The organism is Kribbella sp. NPDC031520, from assembly GCF_055580825.1.
In genome coordinates, this window is record NZ_JBVIKS010000004.1 from 657,569 (window position 1) to 677,731 (window position 20,163).

The 20,163-nt window shown below is 67.8% G+C and carries 16 protein-coding genes; 9 read left to right on the plus strand and 7 right to left on the minus strand.

The genetic code is table 11. The features are described from left to right. Positions 1-36: 36 nt before the first annotated feature. The 3 genes from mgtA to ACZ5BU_RS23885 all read right to left on the minus strand — a co-directional run bounded on the left by mgtA (position 37) and on the right by ACZ5BU_RS23885 (position 3,991). A complete protein-coding gene (gene mgtA / locus ACZ5BU_RS23875; RefSeq protein WP_465702223.1) occupies positions 37-2,703 on the minus strand; it encodes a magnesium-translocating P-type ATPase in 2,667 nt (888 codons plus the stop codon). Between the two features lie 299 nt (positions 2,704-3,002). Next, positions 3,003-3,227, minus strand: coding sequence for a translation initiation factor IF-1 (infA, locus tag ACZ5BU_RS23880; RefSeq protein ID WP_465702225.1), 225 nt, complete (start codon positions 3,225-3,227; stop codon positions 3,003-3,005). 2 nt (positions 3,228-3,229) lie between these two features. Then, complete coding sequence (locus ACZ5BU_RS23885; protein WP_465702227.1) at positions 3,230-3,991, minus strand: GNAT family N-acetyltransferase; 762 nt, start codon at positions 3,989-3,991, stop codon at positions 3,230-3,232. A gap of 291 nt (positions 3,992-4,282) precedes the next feature. Here ACZ5BU_RS23885 and ACZ5BU_RS23890 point away from each other — a divergent pair, with 291 nt between their 5' ends. Together ACZ5BU_RS23890 and ACZ5BU_RS23895 are read left to right on the plus strand one after the other, a co-directional pair. Further along, the gene (locus ACZ5BU_RS23890; protein ID WP_465702229.1) at positions 4,283-4,909 is read left to right on the plus strand and encodes a bleomycin resistance protein; all 627 of its coding nucleotides are present in this window, start codon (positions 4,283-4,285) and stop codon (positions 4,907-4,909) included. A 76-nt stretch (positions 4,910-4,985) separates the two neighbouring features. Further along, positions 4,986-8,411, plus strand: a complete 3,426-nt coding sequence (locus tag ACZ5BU_RS23895; RefSeq protein ID WP_465702231.1) for an error-prone DNA polymerase — start codon at positions 4,986-4,988, stop codon at positions 8,409-8,411. 156 nt (positions 8,412-8,567) lie between these two features. Here ACZ5BU_RS23895 and ACZ5BU_RS23900 read toward each other — a convergent pair whose 3' ends face one another. Further along, positions 8,568-9,623: a hypothetical protein gene (locus ACZ5BU_RS23900; RefSeq protein ID WP_465702233.1), complete on the minus strand. Its 1,056-nt coding sequence runs from the start codon at positions 9,621-9,623 to the stop codon at positions 8,568-8,570. A 1,028-nt stretch (positions 9,624-10,651) separates the two neighbouring features. Between ACZ5BU_RS23900 and ACZ5BU_RS23905 the strand changes: the two genes are divergently transcribed. Next, complete coding sequence (locus tag ACZ5BU_RS23905) at positions 10,652-11,110, plus strand: SRPBCC family protein (protein WP_465702235.1); 459 nt, start codon at positions 10,652-10,654, stop codon at positions 11,108-11,110. Here ACZ5BU_RS23905 and ACZ5BU_RS23910 read toward each other — a convergent pair. Next, a complete protein-coding gene (locus tag ACZ5BU_RS23910; protein ID WP_465702237.1) occupies positions 11,088-11,570 on the minus strand; it encodes a MarR family winged helix-turn-helix transcriptional regulator in 483 nt (160 codons plus the stop codon). The genes ACZ5BU_RS23905 and ACZ5BU_RS23910 overlap by 23 nt on opposite strands. A 79-nt stretch (positions 11,571-11,649) precedes the next feature. Here ACZ5BU_RS23910 and ACZ5BU_RS23915 point away from each other — a divergent pair, with 79 nt between their 5' ends. After that, positions 11,650-12,222, plus strand: a complete 573-nt coding sequence (locus ACZ5BU_RS23915) for an NADPH-dependent F420 reductase (RefSeq protein WP_465702239.1) — start codon at positions 11,650-11,652, stop codon at positions 12,220-12,222. A gap of 8 nt (positions 12,223-12,230) precedes the next feature. Here ACZ5BU_RS23915 and ACZ5BU_RS23920 read toward each other — a convergent pair whose 3' ends face one another. After that, positions 12,231-12,863 (minus strand): LysE family translocator, encoded by a 633-nt coding sequence (locus ACZ5BU_RS23920; RefSeq protein WP_465702241.1) that lies wholly within the window; start codon positions 12,861-12,863, stop codon positions 12,231-12,233. A gap of 140 nt (positions 12,864-13,003) precedes the next feature. Between ACZ5BU_RS23920 and ACZ5BU_RS23925 the strand changes: the two genes are divergently transcribed. Beyond that, complete coding sequence (locus ACZ5BU_RS23925; protein ID WP_465702243.1) at positions 13,004-14,233, plus strand: BNR-4 repeat-containing protein; 1,230 nt, start codon at positions 13,004-13,006, stop codon at positions 14,231-14,233. Here the strand turns inward: ACZ5BU_RS23925 and ACZ5BU_RS23930 are convergent. After that, entirely contained in the window at positions 14,226-15,905 is a 1,680-nt protein-coding gene (locus ACZ5BU_RS23930) for a sigma-54-dependent Fis family transcriptional regulator (protein ID WP_465702245.1), read from the minus strand. The genes ACZ5BU_RS23925 and ACZ5BU_RS23930 overlap by 8 nt on opposite strands. 150 nt (positions 15,906-16,055) lie before the next feature. Between ACZ5BU_RS23930 and ACZ5BU_RS23935 the strand changes: the two genes are divergently transcribed. Genes ACZ5BU_RS23935 through mimD form a run of 4 tightly spaced genes read left to right on the plus strand, consistent with a single transcriptional unit; the run spans position 16,056 to position 20,156 of the window. Beyond that, a complete protein-coding gene (locus ACZ5BU_RS23935) occupies positions 16,056-17,687 on the plus strand; it encodes a ferritin family protein (RefSeq protein WP_465702247.1) in 1,632 nt (543 codons plus the stop codon). A gap of 9 nt (positions 17,688-17,696) precedes the next feature. Continuing rightward, complete coding sequence (locus ACZ5BU_RS23940) at positions 17,697-18,716, plus strand: 2Fe-2S iron-sulfur cluster-binding protein (RefSeq protein WP_465702249.1); 1,020 nt, start codon at positions 17,697-17,699, stop codon at positions 18,714-18,716. 1 nt (position 18,717) lies between these two features. Then, entirely contained in the window at positions 18,718-19,815 is a 1,098-nt protein-coding gene (locus ACZ5BU_RS23945; RefSeq protein WP_465702251.1) for an aromatic/alkene monooxygenase hydroxylase subunit beta, read from the plus strand. A 5-nt stretch (positions 19,816-19,820) separates the two neighbouring features. Next, complete coding sequence (gene mimD / locus ACZ5BU_RS23950) at positions 19,821-20,156, plus strand: propane 2-monooxygenase effector subunit MimD (protein ID WP_465702678.1); 336 nt, start codon at positions 19,821-19,823, stop codon at positions 20,154-20,156. Positions 20,157-20,163: the final 7 nt, after the last annotated feature.

Here is a 20,163-nt window from a genome sequence, read left to right on the forward strand (position 1 = left end):
TCCGGTGGCCCGTCAGGGCGAGCCGGACGGGAAACACTAGTGTTCCCCGGTGGGTTGGCCGGTGGCCGGTGGCGAAGCGGTACTGAAGTAGCCTGCCCGTCGGCGGAGATGGCGACGGTGGTCGTGGACCCTGGGCGGGGCCGTTACCTGGACCGCGCCGTAGAAGAACCGCTTGCCGGCCTCGATCAGGACCAGGTAGCCGATCACCATCGCGATCAGTGCGGCGAAGAATGCGCCGGGGAGCGGCTGGAAACCCAACGCGTGTGCGATCGGCGTCGCCGGAAGAACCGCGCCGATCGTGACGATCCCTACCGCGGCCAGGGTGAGCGGCAGGCTGGGATGACTGCGGAAGAACGGGATCCGCCGGGTCCGAATCGCGAAGATGACCAGGGTCTGAGTGGCCAGCGATTCGACGAACCAGCCCGAGCGGAACTGAGCCGGCCCCGAGTGGAAGACCCAGAGCATCACCCCGAAGGTGAGGAAGTCGAACACCGAGCTGAGCGGACCGAAGAAGATCATGAACCGCCGGATGAACCCGATGTCCCAGTGCGATGGCCGCCGCAGCTGGTCCTTGTCGACGTTGTCGGTCGGGATGGCGAGCTGGCTGCTGTCGTAGAGGAGATTGTTGAGCAGGATCTGCGACGGAAGCATCGGCAGGAAGGACAAGAACAGCGACGCACCCGCGGCCGAGAACATGTTGCCGAAGTTGCTCGAGGTCCCCATCAGGACGTACTTGATCGTGTTGGCGAAGATCCGCCGACCCTCGGCGACACCGTCGGCCAGGACGTCGAGGTCCTTGTCGAGCAGGATCACATCCGCGGCATCCTTGGCCACGTCGACGGCGGAGTCCACCGAGATCCCCACGTCAGCGGCGTGCAGGGCGAGCGCGTCGTTGACGCCGTCGCCGAGGAACGCCACCCCGCCGCCACTGCGCCGGTGGGTCCTGACGATCCTCGCCTTGTGTTCGGGGCTGACCCGGGCGAAGACAGTCGTTGTCTTCAGCGCCGCGGCGAGCTGGTCGTCGTCGAGTGCGTCGATCTCGGTGCCGGTGAGTGCCTTGCGTGATTCCAGACCGAGGTCCTGGCACACCTTCTGCGCGACGGCGGCGTTGTCGCCGGTGACGATCTTGACGGCGATGCCGAGGCCGGCCAGCCGGCGGAGTGCCTCGGCGGCGTCGAGCTTCGGCGGATCGAGGAACACCAGCAGGCCGACGAGCCGCAGTCCGGACTCGTCGGCGGCCGTCACGGCCTCGCGCGGATACGGGAACTGCCGGATCGCGACCGCGACCACTCGGTTCCCGTCGGCGAACTCGGACCGCAGCGACGCCTCGGCCGAAGCCGGTACCTCGAGGCAGCGAGCCAGGACGGACTCGGGTGCGCCCTTGGTGATCAGCTGCAGCCGGCCGGTGGTGTCCTTGACGAGCACGGAGACCATTTGCCGTTCGTGATCGAACGGCAGGACGGCGACCTGGGTGAAGCCGGCGAGTACGGTGTGCTGCGCACCGGCGGCCGGTGAGTTCCACAGCGCCTGGTCGAGCGGATTTCCGCCCACCCCTGGTCCCGTGGACGAAGCGTTCTCGGTGCAGAGCAAACCCCAGCGCAGGACGGCGTCCGGGTGCTCGGCGCCTGCGGGTACGGCGCGCATGAAGCCGATGCGGCCCTGGGTGAGGGTTCCGGTCTTGTCCGTGAACAACGTGTCGACGTCTCCGAGATCCTCGATGCACACCAGCCGCTTCACCAGCACCTTCAGCCGGCTCATCCGCCGCGACCCCGCCGCCAAGCTGGTGGACACGACGGCGGGGAGCAGTTGCGGAGTGATCCCGACCGCGATCGCCAGGGAGAACAGCAAGGCGTCGAGGATCGGCTTGTGCAGCGCGATGTTGAGGCCGAAGATCACCGTCGTCAGTGCCGCGCCCACGTACACCAGCAGCATCGAGAACTTCGCGAGTCCGACCTGGAACTCGGTGTCCAGCGGATGAGTGTTCAGGCCGGCCGCGATGGTGCCGAACTCGGTCCGCGGACCGGTACTGACCACGACGCCGACCCCGCTGCCGGAATGTACGACAGTGCCCATCAACGCGCAGCAGGTCAGCTCGGCCAGCGCCGTACCGATGTCGACGCGGTCGGTCGATTTGCTCACCGGCAGGGATTCGCCGGTGAGGACGGACTCGTCGCACTGCAGTCCGTGGACCGACAGCAGCCGGATGTCGGCAGGTACCACCTCGCCGAGCCGCATCTGCACCAGGTCACCGGGGACCAGAGTTGTCACGTCCACAGAGACCTGCTGCCCGTCCCGTACGACGACCGTCTGGTGACGGATCTGTGAATGCAGGGCCTCGGCGGCCTGCTCGGCGCGGAACTCGTTGACGAAGCCGAGTCCGACGGACACTCCGACGATGACGCAGATGATGATCGCGCTGCCGCGCTCGCCGACCACGTACGACGCGATCGCGGCCGCGACCAGGAGACCGAGCAGGGGTGAGCGCAGTTGATGCCACAGCACCGGAAGCCAGCGAGCGCGATGCGAACTGACCGCGTTGGGGCCGAAGGTCGCCGTACGCTGCTCGACCTGACCGCTGCTCAGCCCCGATTCGGGCCGCACCTCCAGGTCAGCGAGCAGATCGGCGACGGATCGAGCCGCAGCCGCGGCCAGTTCGCCGGTGGCGCCGGTAGGCCCGGGGCGCGCCGCTGCGGACAGCGTCATCGCCGGACCTGGCCGGTGATCGATGCACCGCCCGCCTCGGACGGGACCATGACGCATCGACGAACCTCGTTCCACGATTTCACGGGCTGATTCTGCGGGTCGCCGACGATTCGGCGGCAGGGCCAGAGGACCCCTGCTGGTCGGCAATCGACCTGCTGCCGCAGAACCGGCGGCTGGACAAGCGTTTCGCCTCGAGCCGGACTCCGCGGCGACCGGACGATCCCCGTCTCCGAGCAGTGACGGGTTCACGGCATACCGCGCTCGGCAGTGGGGCGCTGCCGAGCGCGGTGACTGTGAGGTCAGTTCCGGTAGCGGAAGATGATCCGGCCCCGGTCCAGGTCGTACGGGCTGAGCTCCACCAGGACGCGGTCCTCGGGGAGGATCTTGATGTAGTTCTTCCGGATCTTCCCGCTGATGTGCGCGAGCACCTTGTGACCGTTACTGAGCTCGACCCGGAAGGTGGCGTTCCGGAGGCACTCCACGACCGTGCCCTCCAGCTCGAGACCGCCTGGTTTTCTGGGCATGGTCAGGCCCTCCCGGTGGTGAGTTCGAGACTGCGGCCGGTGCGTTCGGCGCCGATGCCTTCGAGCAGGGCCAGTGCGGCCGTGTTGGTCTCGTCCACCTCCGCGGTGGCTGCTGCCGTGTTGCTCAGGGCATGGCTCAGGAGGGCCCGGGCGATGCCGCGTCGTCGCTCGGTGGCCAGGACGGCGACCAGGCCGATCCGTGGGCGCCGGGTGTGCGTGGCCAGGCGCAGCAGGCCGACGTACCGGCCGTCCCGGATCGCCACGGTGTACTTCGTCGGGTCGAGCGGCCTCGTCCCGCCCTGCCAGGGCAGCACTTCCGCCGGCATCGTGTGCCAGCCGGGGCCGGCCTCGACCTCGGCGCGGATCGCCCGGTCGAGTTCACGCAGCGGAGCCTCGTCGGCGGTGCTGATCGTGATGCCGGGCGGTGCCGGCGCCGGTTCCTGGTTGCCTGGTACGAGGAATTCCGACTCGCGGCGCCAGATCGTGAGTCCGGCGCGTTCCCAGTTCGCGATGAGGTTGTGGTCGGTCTCGTCGACCACGGTGTACAGCGGGTCCGGCTGATCGGCCAGCATCACCGCAGCGAGCTGGTCGAAGACGGCGTCCTGCCAGGTGTCGATGCTGAGGAAGGTCCGGCCGTCGAGCCGTCGCGACGCATAGCCGCGGCCGACGGTCAGATCGTTCCGGATCGCGTGCCACTGGTGGCCGGCGACCTGCGAGATCGTCACCCCGGTCCGGTGGCGCGGCCGGATAGGCAAAGGGTTCATAGGTGTTTCCTTTCGGGAGTCGCGGCGCTCCCGACGACACCTACGTCAATCGCCCGCCCGTGACCACGAGAGGGGGAGCACCCACAGCGCTGCACTGTTCATGGGGGCATCACCTCCAACTGCTCTGTCACGGACAACGAAACGCTAGCAGCACGCTCGCTGCACCGGCCAGCCATTTACAGTGCTAGATTCAGGCGAAAGCGCGGGGTCAGTCTCTGGTCCGGGGCGCAACGGCGAAGGCGCCGAAAGGGCAAGGCCCACCTACTCCAGCTCAACCTGGGAGGCGCGCCAATGCCCACACTCGAAACGTACAAGAAGCAAGCCAAGCAACTCCTGCGGTGGCACCGCGACGGCAACCACTCGGTCGGTGGCCGCATCCGGCAGCTACCGCGATACCGCGATGTGACGGATCACGAATCGCTCGCGCTGAACTTCAAGCTTGCGGAGGCGCAGGAGGTCATTGCGCTCGAGGCGGGCTACGACAGTTGGGCCGCGCTGAGGGCGGCCGTCGAGGACGCCTCGCCGCGACCACCCGAAGCATCGAAGCCCGCCCAGCTCGACGCCGCGCGGCCGGTCCTGTTCGTTCGCGATGTACGGGCGGCCGCCGAGTTCTATCGCGATCGCCTCGGGTTCCGTGTCGACTTTCTGCACGGGCGCCCGCCGTTCTACGGCTCGGTGTCGCGCGACGGCGCTACCTTGCACTTGAGGTTCGTGCATGAGCCGGTGCTCGTTGCGGACCCCGCGCGCGAGGAAGGACTCATCATGGCCTTCATCGAAGCCCGAAACGTCAAGGAGCTGTACGCGGAGTATCTCGCGGCCGGCGTGGAGCCGGCCCAGAAGCTCACCAAGCAGGCCTGGGGCGGCACGGACTTCATCGTCCGCGACCCGGACGGCAACACCCTCGCCTTCGTCGGCTGAACAAAGCCGGGGACCACCTGAATTTCGGTTCTTCGAACAAGTGTTCTATTCTTGGTGGGGACGGGAGGTGAGTGGGATGGGGTACAACAACCCTCCGATCAAGTGGTCGGAGTTGGAGCGGAAGTTGTCGGATCGGTCGCGGCCGGGCAGTCACGGTGGGCGGCCGGTGACGGCTGATGGTGGGGACAGTCCGGCGTGGTCGCAGCACCGGGGGCCGTACGTTCCGGAGCCGGTGCACCGGCCCGCGCACGCGGTGCCGTATGCGGAGCTCCACGTCCACTCGAACTTCTCCTTCCTGGACGGTGCCTCCCAGCCGGAGGACCTGGTCGCGGCCGCCGTCCGGCAGGGGTTGCACGCGCTGGCGCTGACCGACCACGACGGGTTCTACGGCGCGGCACGCTTCGCCGAGGCCGCCGCGGCGTACTCGCTGCCCACTGTGTTCGGGGCGGAGCTGTCGCTGGGGCTGACCGGTCCGCAGAACGGGGTGGCCGATCCGGAGGGCAGTCACCTGCTGGTGCTGGCCGAGGGGCAGGAGGGGTATCACAAGCTCGCCGGTGAGATCACCGAGGCGCAGTTGAAGGGCGGGGAGAAGGGCAAGCCGGTCTATTCGCTGGAGCGGCTTGCTGACAAGGGTCGTGATCGCTGGGTGATCCTGACCGGCTGCCGTAAGGGGCTGGTCCGGCAGGCGCTGGAGCTCGGCGGGCACGCCGACGGTCCGGCCGCGGCCGGCCGGGAGCTGGACCGGTTGACCGCGCTGTTCGGCCGGGACCGGGTGGTCGTCGAGCTGATCGACCACCATCTCCCCGCCGACACCACCCGGAACCGGATCCTGGCCGGCCTGGCGGCAGCTCGCGGCCTTCCGGTAGTTGCCACGAACAACGTTCACTACGCGACCCCCGCGCAGTACAAGCTGGCCGCGGCGCTGGCCGCCGTCCGGGCCCGTCGCGACCTGGACTCGATGGACGGCTGGCTGCCGTCCAACGGGATGGCGTTCCTGCGCTCCGGCGCGGAGCTGACCGCCCGCTTCCAGCGGTACGACGGAGCCGTGGCGCGCTCGGTGACGCTCGCGGACCAGCTCGCGTTCGACCTGGCGCGGGCGAAGCCGAAGCTGCCGCTGCGCGACGTACCGGACGGGCACACCCCGATGTCGTGGCTGCGGCACCTGACGTTCGAGGGCGCGGCCCGGCGGTACGGGACCCGCGAGGAGCGCCCGGATGCGTACCAGCGGCTCGAGCGGGAGCTGGCCGTCATCGACGAGAAGGAGTTCCCGGGGTACTTCCTGATCGTCGAGGACATCGTCCGGTTCGCCCACGACAACGGGATCCTCTGCCAGGGCAGGGGATCCGCGGCGAACTCCGCGGTCTGCTACGCGCTCGGGATCACCGCGGTGGACAGCATCCTCTACAACCTGCCGTTCGAACGGTTCCTGGCCACGACCCGGGCCGAGGAGCCGGACATCGACGTCGACTTCGACTCGGGCCGGCGGGAGGAGGTGATCCAGCACGTCTACTCCAAGTACGGGCGGCACAACGCGGCCCAGGTGGCGAACGTGATCTCCTACCGCCCGAAGTCCGCCGTCCGCGACATGGCGAAGGCCCTGGGGTACTCCGTCGGTCAGCAGGACGCCTGGTCGAAACAGGTGGACGGCTGGAGCCCCGAGATCACCTCGACCGAGCACGACATCCCGCCGCAGGTGGTGGCGATGGCGAGCGAGCTGCTGAAGTTCCCCCGGCACCTGGGGATCCACTCCGGCGGGATGGTGCTGACCGAACGCCCGGTCGGCGAGGTGGTGCCGATCGAGCACGCCCGGATGGAGAACCGTACGGTCCTGCAGTGGGACAAGGACGACTGCGCGTGGATGGGGCTGGTGAAGTTCGACCTGCTCGGGCTCGGCATGCTCGCCGCCCTGCAGTACTGCCTGGACATGGTCCGCGAGCAGCTCGGGGAGCACTGGGAGCTGCACACGATCCCACGCGAGGAGGCCGGGGTCTACGACCAGCTCTGCCGGGCCGACTCGGTGGGTGTCTTCCAGGTCGAGTCCCGGGCCCAGATGGCGACCCTGCCCCGGCTGAAACCGCGCCGGTTCTACGACCTGGTCACCGAGATCGCGCTGATCCGCCCCGGCCCGATCCAGGGCGGCGCCGTGCACCCGTACATCCGCCGCCGGACCGGGGAGGAGCCGATCACCTACCTGCACCCGAAGCTGCAGCCGGTGCTGGAGCGGACGATGGGCGTGCCGCTGTTCCAGGAACAGCTGATGCAGATGGCGATGGCGGTCGGCGAGATCGACGGCGACGAGGCCGACCTGCTCCGCCGCGCGATGGGTTCGAAACGCGGCATCGAACGGATCTCCTCGCTGAAGGAGAAGCTGTACGCCGGGATGGCCGGCAACGGGATCACCGGCGAGCTCGCCGACGACATCTACGCCAAGATCGAGGCGTTCGCGAACTTCGGGTTCGCCGAGTCGCACTCGATCAGCTTCGCGCTGCTCGTCTACTCCAGCACCTGGCTGCGTCTGCACTACCCGGCCGCGTTCCTCGCCGCACTGCTCCGGGCGCAGCCGATGGGGTTCTACTCGCCGCAGTCACTGGTCGCGGACGCCCGCCGCCACGGGGTCGAAGTACGGCGCCCGCACCTGCACCTGTCAGGTGTCGACGCCGGGCTCGAGTACCTGGTCGACGGGCAGGAACTCACCGGGCCGACCGGGTCCCCGGACTGCCTCGCGGACCCGCAGCCGCCGGTGGGGCCGTTCGACCCGAAGGCGCCGTTCGACACCACCGCGCACCGGCGCGACGGCGCGTTCGCGGTCCGGCTCGGGCTGGCCGAAGTACGTACCGTGGGGGAGAAGGGGGCGGAGCTGATCGTCGCGGAACGCGACCGCGGCGGGCCGTTCACCGAGATGGCCGATCTGGTCCGCCGTACCGGCATCACCGCGGCACAAGTGGAGGCGCTGGCGACGGCCGGAGCATTCGACTGCTTCGGTCTCGACCGGCGGCAGGCACTGTGGGAGGCGGGCCGCGCGGCCGAGGAACGCCCAGGTCAGCTGGCCGGGATCACCGCGGCCGGCCCACCGCCGACCCTGCCCGGGATGAGCGACATCGAAGCCGACATGGCCGACCTGTGGTCCACCGCGATCACCACCACCAGCCACCCGATGCAACGCGTCCGCGAACAACTCCGCGCCGAAGGCATCCTGTCCGCCGCCGAGCTCCGCGAAGCCCCCGACGGCGCCCGGGTCCGGGTCGCCGGTGTCGTCACCCACCGCCAACGCCCCGCGACCGCCTCCGGCGTCACCTTCATGAACCTCGAGGACGAGACCGGCATGGCCAACATCGTCATCACCGTCGGCTGCTGGCACCACCACGCCGCCGTAGCCCGCAACGCCGCCGCCCTCATCATCCGCGGCCGGGTAGAACGCTCCGGCGAAGTAACCAACCTCTCCGCCGAACACCTCCAACGCCTCCCCCTAGCCGCCAAAACCAAATCCCGCGACTTCAGATGACCGACACCGCTCCGCGTCGCCCGCCTTGTTGGCCGCCTCCGGCGGTGGGTGTTGTGGTGGGTGGGGCGTCGTCTCTTCGGAACTATTTCGCCGCCTGGTGCCGATTTAGTTCCGGAAAGGCCTGATCGCTCGTCCGGAGACGTCGAGATGCCTGCATCAGCTCGACGACGACCTGATTCGGTTGAGGATGTCGGCGGCTAGAGCAGCGCGTGGGGTGTTGGTGCCCAGTGATCTGCGAACATCGTCGGACTCGAGGGCGCGCTGCAGCTGTGTCTTGTTCTCAGGGCTCAACACAGGCACCATCAGACTCGCGACAGTCAGTGCGTGGTACTGCTCGAAGTCCGAGCGCGGCGTCTCGATCGCGTTCAGTACCAGGGTCAACTCGGCCAGGGTGGTGTCGCCCTCCATCAGAGCGAGCGCCACGATCCGGCTGCCCTCGGAGCCCTGGTTGAACAGGTGCGTGACGTCGAGTGTCGTGAACCGCTCGGTCAGCCGGAGCGCTTTGGCCTGGCGGACGATCTCAGACATTGCCGTCTCATGGGCGGTACCGGCGGGCGTTTTGGTGAGCCGCTCGTACTGCAGGATCAGGTCCGTCACGGCAGATTGAGGTGCGCCCGCGGTACCTGTACCGGCGGTGGCCGAGGCGATCTGGTTGTTCGCCTGTTCGCGGGCGGTCTGTGCGGTTTCGGTGTCGCCTGCCCGATCTGCGCGGCGGGCGAGTTCGAGGAGTGCGTCGGTGGCGCTCATCAGCAGGCCGAGGCGCAAGCGCGCGTACAGCCAGCCGGTCAGGAAGCCGACCACGAAGAAGTAGATGACCACGCTGCCCGCAAACGAGGTTCGACCGTTGCCTTCGCCCAGTGCCGGGGCGAGCGAGTGGAAGAGTTGCCCGCCCTCGCGCTTGATGGCGGCGAACTGGGTGAGACCGACGCCGACGATGATCTTGGTCAGCCAGTCCGAGATCTGCTCGAGGTTGGTGTTCGCGCCGACCGTGCCGATCGCGCGAGTGGCGTCCGCGCCGGCTTGGCGGTCGTTGCTGACGGCGGTCCGCGGTACGCCGAAGAGGATGCCGGTCAAGACACCGCTGCCCAGCGCGGCCGCCGCGATCATCACCGACGCTGATACGACCGACCAGCTCGCATTCGGGCCGAGCGCCGCGTACAGGATCGTCGCGGCTAGCCCACCGGCGACCGCCGTGGTCTCCACGACGTACACGCTGGAGAACCTCGTGGGCGGCGTGCTGTCGTCCGTTGCTGCCTGGCGTCGCCAGAATTGCCACCAACGCCGCTGAGTCTTTCCGGATTGCTCGGCCACAATCCCACCCCCTACCCCTGGGACTGAGAATGGCGTGGTTGGTGCACCGTGTAAATAGCTCGCGTGCGTCAATGCAACGGTTAGGAGAATGCACTACTACCGCGACGGTGGTGTCGGCGGCTTTCGGGTGAAGCAGCCGCTTGTTCTCGGGCGTGAAGTGAGTCAGCGAGGGAGAAGTGACCGTTAGTACGGCCGGTTGCGATCCATCCCGCCACGCCGTGCGGTGAATGTATGGAGTGCTTGAACGACAGCCGAACATCTGTGCCTACAGCAACTATCTCGGCGGTGCCGCCCGGGATCCGCATATCCAGGGTGGTCTCGTCCAGACCTGATTGTCCGCGATCAGATCCGGATACTGCCCGGCAATCTCGGGCTGCGAAAGGCCGTACTCGCGCAGCCCTTGTCCGTCGCGATTCACGCCGTACAGCAAGAAGGCGCACGCGAGGTCGTCTCAAGAGACCTCCATTTAACCCCTCTGGCATTGGCCTAAACAGGTCGGTGCGACAGATACCGTCAATGCGCAAGCGACCGACTGACCCGACGAGGCCGGTCCGTTGCCGTCGCCCAGCGCGGGGGCGAGTGAGTGGAAAGTTGCGTGCCCTCGCGCTTGATGGCAGCGAACTGCGTGAGGCCGACGGCCACGATGATCTTGGTCAGCCAGTCGGAGATCTCTTCCAGGTTGGTGTTCGCGCCGACGGAGCCGATCGCGGGAACTGTCCACGGCGTAGACCGCAGAGACCTTGCCGCCCGACGATGTGCTGCCGCCTGCTGTCGAACGGCTCTGCCGGAGCGCCACCAGCGCCGCCCGCTGGTCTGTTCTTCGTGCTGCGCCGTCACAACCAACCCCCACAACCCACAACCCTCACCCCTGTCCTGAGAATGGCGAATCGATCACACTCGGTAAAGATCTTGTGCTCAGAGGAGGAGACATGGCTGTCGACGTGCTCACCGAGATCGTGATTGGTCGGCCGGTTGAGGTGGTGTCCGGGTACGTCGGGGATCCGTCCAATGCGCCGGAGTGGTACGCGAACATCGAGTCGGTGGTGTGGCAGACCGAGCCGCCTGTCGTGGTGGGATCGCGGATGGAGTTCGTTGCGCATTTTCTCGGGCGGCGGCTTGCGTACACGTACGAGGTCGTCGAGCTGGTGCCCGGGCGGCGGATGGTGATGCGGACGGCGCAGGGGCCGTTTCCGATGGAGACCAGCTACGAGTGGGTCCCGGCTGATGAGGGAGCTACTCGGATGACGTTGCGGAATCGGGGTGAGCCGAGTGGGTTCGCCGGGGTCGCCGCTCCGCTGATGGCGGCGGCGATGCGGCGCGCGAACACGAAGGACCTCGCCAGGCTGAAGCAGCGGTTGGAGCAGGTCAGCGGCGGTACACCGCGCTGAGGTTGCCGTCGGGGTCGACGGATTCGAGGATCGCGCTGGTGATCGCGGCCAGTTGGGTGATCTGGTCGGGGGTCAGTACGTCGATGACGTGCCGGCGGACTGTTTCGACGTGGCCGGGGGCGGTTGCCTTGATCTTCTTCCAGCCGGTGGGGGTGAGCCTGGCGTTGGTGGCGCGGGCGTCCTCGGGGCAGGGGAAGCGTTCGATCAGGCCGCGGTCCTCGAGGCGCTTCACGACGTGGGACAAGCGGGGGAGCGTGGCGTTGGTGTGCTGCGCGAGCGCGGTCATCCGCAGCGTCCGCTTCGGGGCCTCGGACAGCATCGCCATCACGTAGTACTCGTAGTGGGTCAGGTCGGCGTCCCGGCGTAGCTGCGAGTCGAGGACGCCGGGCAGCAGCTCGAGTACGGCGGCCAGCCGCACCCAGGCGGTCATCTCGGCGTCGTCCAGCCATCGTGTGTCCACGACAACATTCTAATGGTTGTAGCTACAACTAAAGAGCGCTATCGTGATGGTTGAAGGTACAACCAAAAGGAGCGAGAGCATGACGCACGTCAGCATCATCGGTAGCGGCAACATGGGCCAGGCGATCTCCGCGGTCGTCGCGAAGGGCGGCAACACCGTCGAGCTGTTCAACTCCACCGACAAGGACAAGGCGGTCACCGGCGAGGTCGTCATCCTCGCGACGCCGTACCCGGCCTACGAGCAGGTGCTCGCGGACCGCGCCGACCAGCTGGCCGGCAAGGTCGTGGTCGACATCAGCAACCCGCTGAACTTCGAGACCTTCGACTCGCTCACCGTGCCGGCGGACGGTTCCGCGGCCGCCGAGCTGTCCGCGAAGCTCCCGGACTCCAAGGTGCTGAAGGCGTTCAACACGACCTTCGCCGCCACGGTTGCCACCGGCAAGGTCGGCGAGGTCCCGACGACGGTCCTGATTGCCGGTGACGACGCGGACGCCAAGGCCCTGCTGGCGGGGGTTGTCTCGGCCGGCGGCCTGCGCGCCGTCGACGCCGGCTCCCTGAAGCGTGCCCGCGAGCTGGAGTCGCTCGGCTTCCTGCAGCTCACCCTCGCGGTCGGCGAGAAGACCCCGTGGACCGGAGGTTTCGGCCTGGCCTGAGAAGGCCGCTAACGCAACAGCGCCAGGCGTACGCCGAGCCCGATGAAGATCCCGCCCGTGGCCGTGTCGATCCGGCGACGGGCGGTACGCCTGGTACGCAGCCAGTCCCCGATCCGTCCGGAGAGCAGTCCGACCGTGCCGTCGACGAGGAACTCGAGCACGATCAGGATCGCGCCGAGGACGGCGAACTGCAGCCACACGTGACCGCGCGCCGGTGACACGAACTGGGGCAGGAACGCGATCGTGAACGTGACCATCTTCGGGTTCAGCAGGTTCGTGGTCAGGCCGGTGAGGTACACCTTCCGTCCGGACATCGTGCCCTCGCCGGCCGGCGTGTCCTCAACGGGATCGTTCCGGTGCCGGATCAGCTGGACGCCGAGATAGACGAGGTACGCCGCGCCGGCAATCCGCACCGCGGCGAACGCGACCGGCACCGCCGCGAACAATGCCGCGAGCCCGGCCGCCGCCACCGCGACGTGCACCAGTTCGCTCGTCGCCACGCCCGCAGTCGCGAGCAGACCCGCCCGCGGCCCGTTCCGCATGCCACAGCCCAGGATGAACAGCATGTCCGGGCCGGGCGTGATCATCGCGATCGCAGTGGTCAGCAGGAACGCGAGCAGCAGATGCGGGTCGACGGGCATGTTTCCGATCCTCGCACGAGTCTCTGACCAAATGATGGCAAGCGCTTACCCACGGACGGCGAAGTCTGCGAGCATGGGTGCCCATGGCGCGAGTGATCAATGACAACGGTGCTTGGTGCTGGTTTCAGGACGAGCGGGCGATGGTCGATCCGGACAGCGGTGTGCTCGTTGTCGGGTCGATCGCGGCGCCCGAAGGGCCAGGTGGTGACGCCCGGGCCGGCAACGTCGAGCTGACGGTCGTCGATCTGCGAACCGGTACGGCGGACATCGTGGTACTGCATGAGAACTTCGAGGCGGACGATCACGATGTGCCGGCGTTGTGGCGGCGTACGGATGGCCGCTGGCTGGCGGTCTACACCAAGCACAAGACCGACGACCTGACGCGCTGGCGGGTAAGTGAGCCGGGTGATCCGCGGACGTGGGGTCCGGAGCGGACGTTCGACTGGAGCGGGTTCACCGGCGGGCGCGGCGTCACGTACTCGAACCTGCACGAGCTCGACGGCCGGCTGTACTGCTTCGCGCGGGCGGTGAACGACGACCCGTGCGCGCTGGTGTCCGACGACGAGGGCGACACCTGGACGTACGCGGGCAAGCTCTTCACCCGCCCGAAGGTCGGCTACGTCAACGGCTACACGCGCTACACGTCAACTCCGAAGCGGGTCGACCTGATCACGACCGACCACCATCCGCGCGACTACAACAACTCGGTCTACCACGGCTATCTCGAAGCCGGCGCGCTGCACCGCACCGATGGCACCACCATCGACGAGAAGGCGCTGGACGCCGACGCCCCGTCGCAGGTCGAACTGACGACGATCCTCCAGGCGGACTCGGTCTGGGACGGCGAGCCGATGACGCACTGCTGGACCGTCGACATCCGCCACGTCGGCGACGAGCTCGCGGCGATACTGCTGGCCCGTCACAACACTCCGGAGAACCCCGAGGACGCGTTCGCACGCGAGCATCCGGTGCCGGACCACCGCTTCTTCTACGCACGCCTCGCGCCCGGAGACACCTGGCAGGTCAACCAGTTGGCCAAGGCGGGTCACGGTCTCCTCAAGCACGAGAACGACTACACCGGCCTGGTCGCGATCGACCCGTACGACCTCGACTCGCTGTACGTCTCCACGCCGATCGACCCGCGCGACGGCACCGCGTGCGAGCACCACGAGATCTTCCATGCCCGTACGGCGGACGGCGGCGCAACGTGGACGTGGACGCCGGTGACCGAGAACTCGACCGTCGACAACCTCCGCCCGATCGTCGCGCCGGGCGACCCGAGCCGGATCCCGCTGCTCTGGTTCCGCGGCGAGATGACCGCGTCCCAGCACTACAACTGCGAGGTCGTGTTGCGCGACGAGCTCAGGTGACGATCGCGTAGTCGCGGATCTTCCGGTAGATGGTGGCCCGTGACATCCCGAGGGCCAAAGCCGCGGCCGCCTTGTCGCCCTGGTGCGCGGCCAGCGCGTCGACGATCGCGTCCCGCTCCAGAGCCTCCAGCCGGGTCAGGTGCCGGCGCGTCGTCGCCCGGCATTCCGCGGGCAGCTCGTCGAGCTCGACCACTCCCGACCGGCGCCGCCGCGCGACCTCGCCGAGAACGCTTCGCAGATGCGTCACGTTGCCCGGCCAGGGCAGCCGCATCAGCTGGCTGATCGCCGCCTGCGACAACGTCACCCCGGCAACTCCGGTCCGCGCGAGCAGATGCGGCACGAGCGCCTGTACGTCGTCCAGGTGATGCCGCAACGGCGGTACGGCGACCGTTCGCGGGAAGAACCGCAGCAGCTGGGTGTCGAGTTCGTCGCGGGTATCGGACTGGCCCGTGATGACGGTCAGCGCGATCCATGGGTCGTCGGACAGGCTGTCGCGGACGGTCTGCAGGACGTCGACGAGCGCGCGGATGTCTTCGGTGGAGAGCAGGTGGGCGTGCCGCAGTACGAGATCCGAACCTGACCCGAGCTCGGCGGTCGCGGCGCTGACCAGCTCCGGGTCGGCCGCGTCGAGGATCACCAGCCGGTTGCCCGGACGGGAGTAGTTGTGCACCGCCCGCAGCAGCGTCAGTTTGCCGGTCCCCGGCTCGCCCTCGGCGACGATCCACTCGGCGCGGCCCGCCGATTCGAGGACCTCCTGCGTCGTGTGCCGCCACAACGCGCTGGTACCGATCACGCCGGGCAGGGTTGGCACCCGCGCCGCGGCGCTCCGCAGGCTGGAGCGGTGCTCGCGGACCTGGACGATGCCGCCCGCGAGCCGGTCGCCGAGGAAGGTCGGCTGGTACGCGAGCCGCGCGGTGAATCCGCTGGGCAGGTCGGCGATGAAGGTGGCCGGCCGGGTGCCGCCGCGGGCGTCCCGGGTCCGGTCGATCAGTGCGGCCTGGTCGGTCGAGTCGAAGTGCGCCTGGGCGTGCGCGTTGATCATGAACACCTCCTCGCCGAGCGCGATCACCGAGCCGCCGGTGTGCCGGCAGGCCGCGTAGTAGTCGCTCAGCAAGGCCTGGTCGAGCGCGTTCGCCTCCTCGACGATCCGCTCCTGGATCCGCCGGGCGGCGAGTTTCGCGAACGACAGCAGGACCGCGTTCGAGTTCCGCGCCTGTGTGGTGATGTCCAGTACGCCGAGCTGCCCGCCGGTGACCGGATGCGTGATCGGTGCGCCGGCGCACGCGAAGCCTCGGAGTACGCCGGTGTAGTGCTCGGGTCCGCGGACCAGGATCGGGCCGCCGACCTCGAGCGCCGTACCGATCCCGTTGGTGCCGACCTCGGACTCGGAGTACGTGAAACCGGGGGACAGGTCGACCGCGTCCAGGCGGCGGATCAGCGCCGGGTCGCCGCCGCGGCGGTCGAGCACGATGCCCTTGGCGTCGGTCAGGATGATGCAGACCGGCTCGTTGGTGAGTTCCGAGGCCAGCGCGTCGATGACCGGGCGGGCCGCCCGGGTGAGCGTGGTGTCGACGTCGAGCCCCGGGATGTACGCCGGGGAGGGCTGGTCGACGTCCACCAGCGACGCCTCCGACCGCTGCCAGGACAGCAGGATCGACTCGCGAAGCGACATCGTGCACCTCCTCGATCGACGGGATCTCCCCAGCGAACACCGACCAAGGTAGTCCGGCAACGGTGTGACCGGTATCTCACATTGAGACAGCAGCCCCCTGAAGGTCCGGCTTTCATCACTGCAATCAGCCCGACCCCTGGAGGCAGGCACATGAGCAGGCAAAGTCTCACCAAGGCCCACGCGAAGATCACCGAGCTCTCGTGGGAGCCGACCTTCGCCACCCCGGCGACCCGGTTCGGTACGGACTACACGTTCGAGAAGGCGCCGAAGAAGGACCCGCTGAAGCAGATCATGCGGTCGTACTTCCCGATGGAGGAGGAGAAGGACAACCGGGTGTACGGCGCGATGGACGGCGCCATCCGCGGCAACATGTTCCGTCAGGTCCAGCAGCGCTGGCTGGAGTGGCAGAAGTTGTTCCTCAGCATCATCCCGTTCCCGGAGATCTCGGCGGCCCGGGCGATGCCGATGGCGATCGACGCCGTACCGAACCCGGAGATCCACAACGGGCTCGCGGTCCAGATGATCGACGAGGTACGGCACTCGACGATCCAGATGAACCTCAAGCGGCTGTACATGAACAACTACATCGACCCGGCCGGCTTCGACATGACCGAGAAGGCGTTCGCGAACAACTACGCGGGCACCATCGGCCGGCAGTTCGGCGAGGGGTTCATCACCGGCGACGCCATCACCGCCGCGAACATCTACCTGACCGTGGTCGCCGAGACCGCGTTCACCAACACGCTGTTCGTCGCGATGCCCGACGAGGCGGCCGCGAACGGCGACTACCTGCTGCCGACGGTGTTCCACTCGGTGCAGTCCGACGAGTCGCGGCACATCAGCAACGGGTACTCGATCCTGCTGATGGCGCTCGCCGACGAGCGCAACCGGCCGCTGCTCGAGCGCGACCTGCGGTACGCGTGGTGGAACAACCACTGCGTCGTGGACGCCGCGATCGGCACGTTCATCGAGTACGGCACGAAGGACCGCCGTAAGGATCGTGAGAGCTATGCGGAGATGTGGCGGCGGTGGATCTACGACGACTACTACCGCAGCTACCTGCTGCCGCTGGAGAAGTACGGCCTCACGATTCCGCACGACCTGGTCGAGGAGGCGTGGAACCGGATCACCAACAAGGGCTACGTGCACGAGGTGGCGCGGTTCTTCGCGACCGGATGGCCGGTGAACTACTGGCGGATCGACACGATGACCGACAAGGACTTCGAGTGGTTCGAGGACAAGTACCCCGGCTGGTACTCGAAGTACGGCAAGTGGTGGGAGAACTACAACCGGCTGGCGTACCCGGGCCGGAACAAGCCGATCGCGTTCGAGGACGTCGGCTACCAGTACCCGCACCGCTGCTGGACCTGTATGGTGCCGGCGCTGATCCACGAGGACATCGTGGTCGAGAAGGTCGACGACCAGTGGCGGACGTACTGCTCGGAGACCTGCTACTGGACCGACGCGGTCGCGTTCCGGAGCGAGTACGACGGCCGTCCGACGCCGAACATGGGCCGGCTGACCGGGTTCCGCGAGTGGGAGACGCTGCACCACGGCAAGGATCTGGCCGACATCGTGTCCGACCTCGGGTACGTCCGCGACGACGGCAAGACACTGATCGGGCAGCCGCACCTCGACCTGGACCCGAAGAAGATGTGGACCCTCGACGACGTCCGCGGCAACACCTTCAACAGCCCGAACGTGCTGCTGAACGAGATGACCGACGCGGAGCGCCAGGCCCACATCGCGGAATACCGCGCCAACGGCACGAAGGTCGCCTGAGGACAAACCATGGCCGACAAACACCGTATCCAGTTCGAACCGGTCGGCATCGAGATGGAGGTCGGCGAGGACGACAAGATCCTGGACGCGGCGTTCCGGCAGGGCATTCACCTGATGCACGGCTGCAAGGAGGGGCAGTGCTCCGCCTGCAAGTCGTACGTCCTCGAGGGTGACCTGCAGATGGAGCGCTACTCCACCTTCGCCTGCAACGATGCCGAGGTCGCCGAGGGCTACGTGCTGCTGTGCCGCGCGCACGCGTTCAGCGACTGCACGATCGAGCTGCTCAACTTCGACGAGGACGAGCTGCTCGGCGGCATCCCGATCCGGACCGTCTCTACGACGGTCGCCGCGATCGAACCGGTCACCCGGGACATCGTGTCGCTGCGACTGAAGCCGGCCGAGGCGTTCGACTTCAAGCCGGGGCAGTACGTCGACCTGACGATCCCGGGCACCGACGAGCACAGGTCGTTCTCGATGGCGACGACACCGTCGGGTGAGATCGAGTTCCTGATCAAGAAGTACCCGGGCGGCCGGTTCTCCGGCCTGCTCGACGACGGTCTGCGGGTCGGCGACGAGTTGATGATAACCGGGCCGTACGGCTCGTCCACCCTGAAGGACGGGCACGTGCTGCCGGTGATCTGTGTCGCCGGCGGGGCCGGGATGGCCCCGATCCTGTCGATCCTGCGGCACCTGCGCGAGACCGGCAGCACCCGGCCGGTGCGGTTCTACTACGGCGCCCGGACGGCGGACGACCTGTTCTACCTGGATGCGATCCGCGAGCTCGGGGCAGGGCTCGCCGACTTCGAGTTCGTGGCCTGCCTGTCCGAGTCCGCGGACCCGGCGTACGAGGTCGGCAACGTCACCGAGGTGGTCGAGCGCCGGGAGCCGCAGCTCGGCAGGTGCGAGACGTACCTGTGCGGACCGCCGCCGATGGTGGACGCGGCGCTCGGCCTGCTCGAGGCGCACGGCGTACCGAAGGACCAGATCTTCTACGACAAGTTCACCAGCCCAGCCAGCGATGGAGCCTGAGATGACACAGACGAAGCAACGCAGTTTCCCGAGGATCGAGTTCACCGACTCCGAGGCCGGTGCGCTGGAGTTTCCCAGCTCGACGAGCCGGACGTACAACTACTACAAGCCGGCCAAGTTGCGCGCGACGATGTACGAGGACGTCACGGTCGACGTACAGCCGGACCCCGACCGGCACCTCAGCCAGGGCTGGATCTACGGCTTCGGCAACGGCCCGGGCGGCTACCCGAAGGAGTGGACGGCGGCGAAGTCGTCCAACTGGCACGCGTTCCTCGACCCGAACGAGGAGTGGGACCAGAGCATCTACCGGAACAACTCCGCGGTCGTGCGGCAGGTCGACCTGTGCCTGCAGAACGCCAAGCGGGCCAGGGCGTACGACGGCTGGAGCCCCGCCTGGCTGAAGTTCATCGAACGCAACCTCGGCGCCTGGATGCACGCCGAGAACGGGCTCGGCCTGCACGTCTTCACCGCCGTGCAGCGGTCCGGCCCGACGAACATGATCAACACCGCGGTCGCGGTGAACGCGGCGCACAAGCTGCGGTTCGCGCAGGACCTCGCGCTGTTCAACCTGGATCTGAGCGAGGCCGACGTACCGTTCGACGGCTCGGCGCACCAGGAGGTGTGGAAGTCCGCGGCGGAATGGCAGCCGACGCGCGAGGTGGTCGAACGGCTGACCGCGGTCGGCGACTGGTGCGAGTTGCTGTTCGCAACGAACATCGTGTTCGAGCAGCTCGTCGGCTCGCTGTTCCGCAGTGAGCTGGTGATGCAGATCTCGGCCCGCAACGGCGACTACATCACGCCGACGATCGTCGGCACCGGCGAGTACGACTACGACCGCGACCTGGGCTACTCGCGGAACCTGTTCCGGCTGCTGACCCGCGACGACGCGTACGGCGAGACCAACAAGGTGCTGTTCGGCGAATGGCTGCAGACCTGGGTACCGCGGTGCATCGATGCGGCGCATGCGCTGCAGCCGATCTGGTCGCAGCCGGCCGACAAGGCCGTCACGTTCGCGTCGAGCTTCGACGCGGCCAAGCAGAAGTTCCGCTCGTTGCTCACCGAGCTCGGGCTCGACACCCCGAAGGAGCTGGACCAGTGACCGCGATGCAGTTCGGATCCCAGACCGAGTTCTCCAACAAGTGCGGCGTGACCCTGATGAACACGCCGGTCGGACGCGTGGTCGCGGACGTGATGGGCGCCAAGGACGGTGTCGAGCTGACCGAGTACCCGTCGATGATCCGAGTCGACGGTACCGGCGTACTGGACTTCGACTACGCCGAGCTGACCGACGCGCTCGGGTCGGACTTCGACGGGTCGGTGTTCGAGGAGATCAGCTCGACGCACTACGGCCGGATGGTCCACCTCGACGAGCGGACCCTGTTGTTCGCCAGCCCCGAGGACGCCGCCGAGTACATCGGCTTCGACCTCACCGCCCACTAGGAGGGCA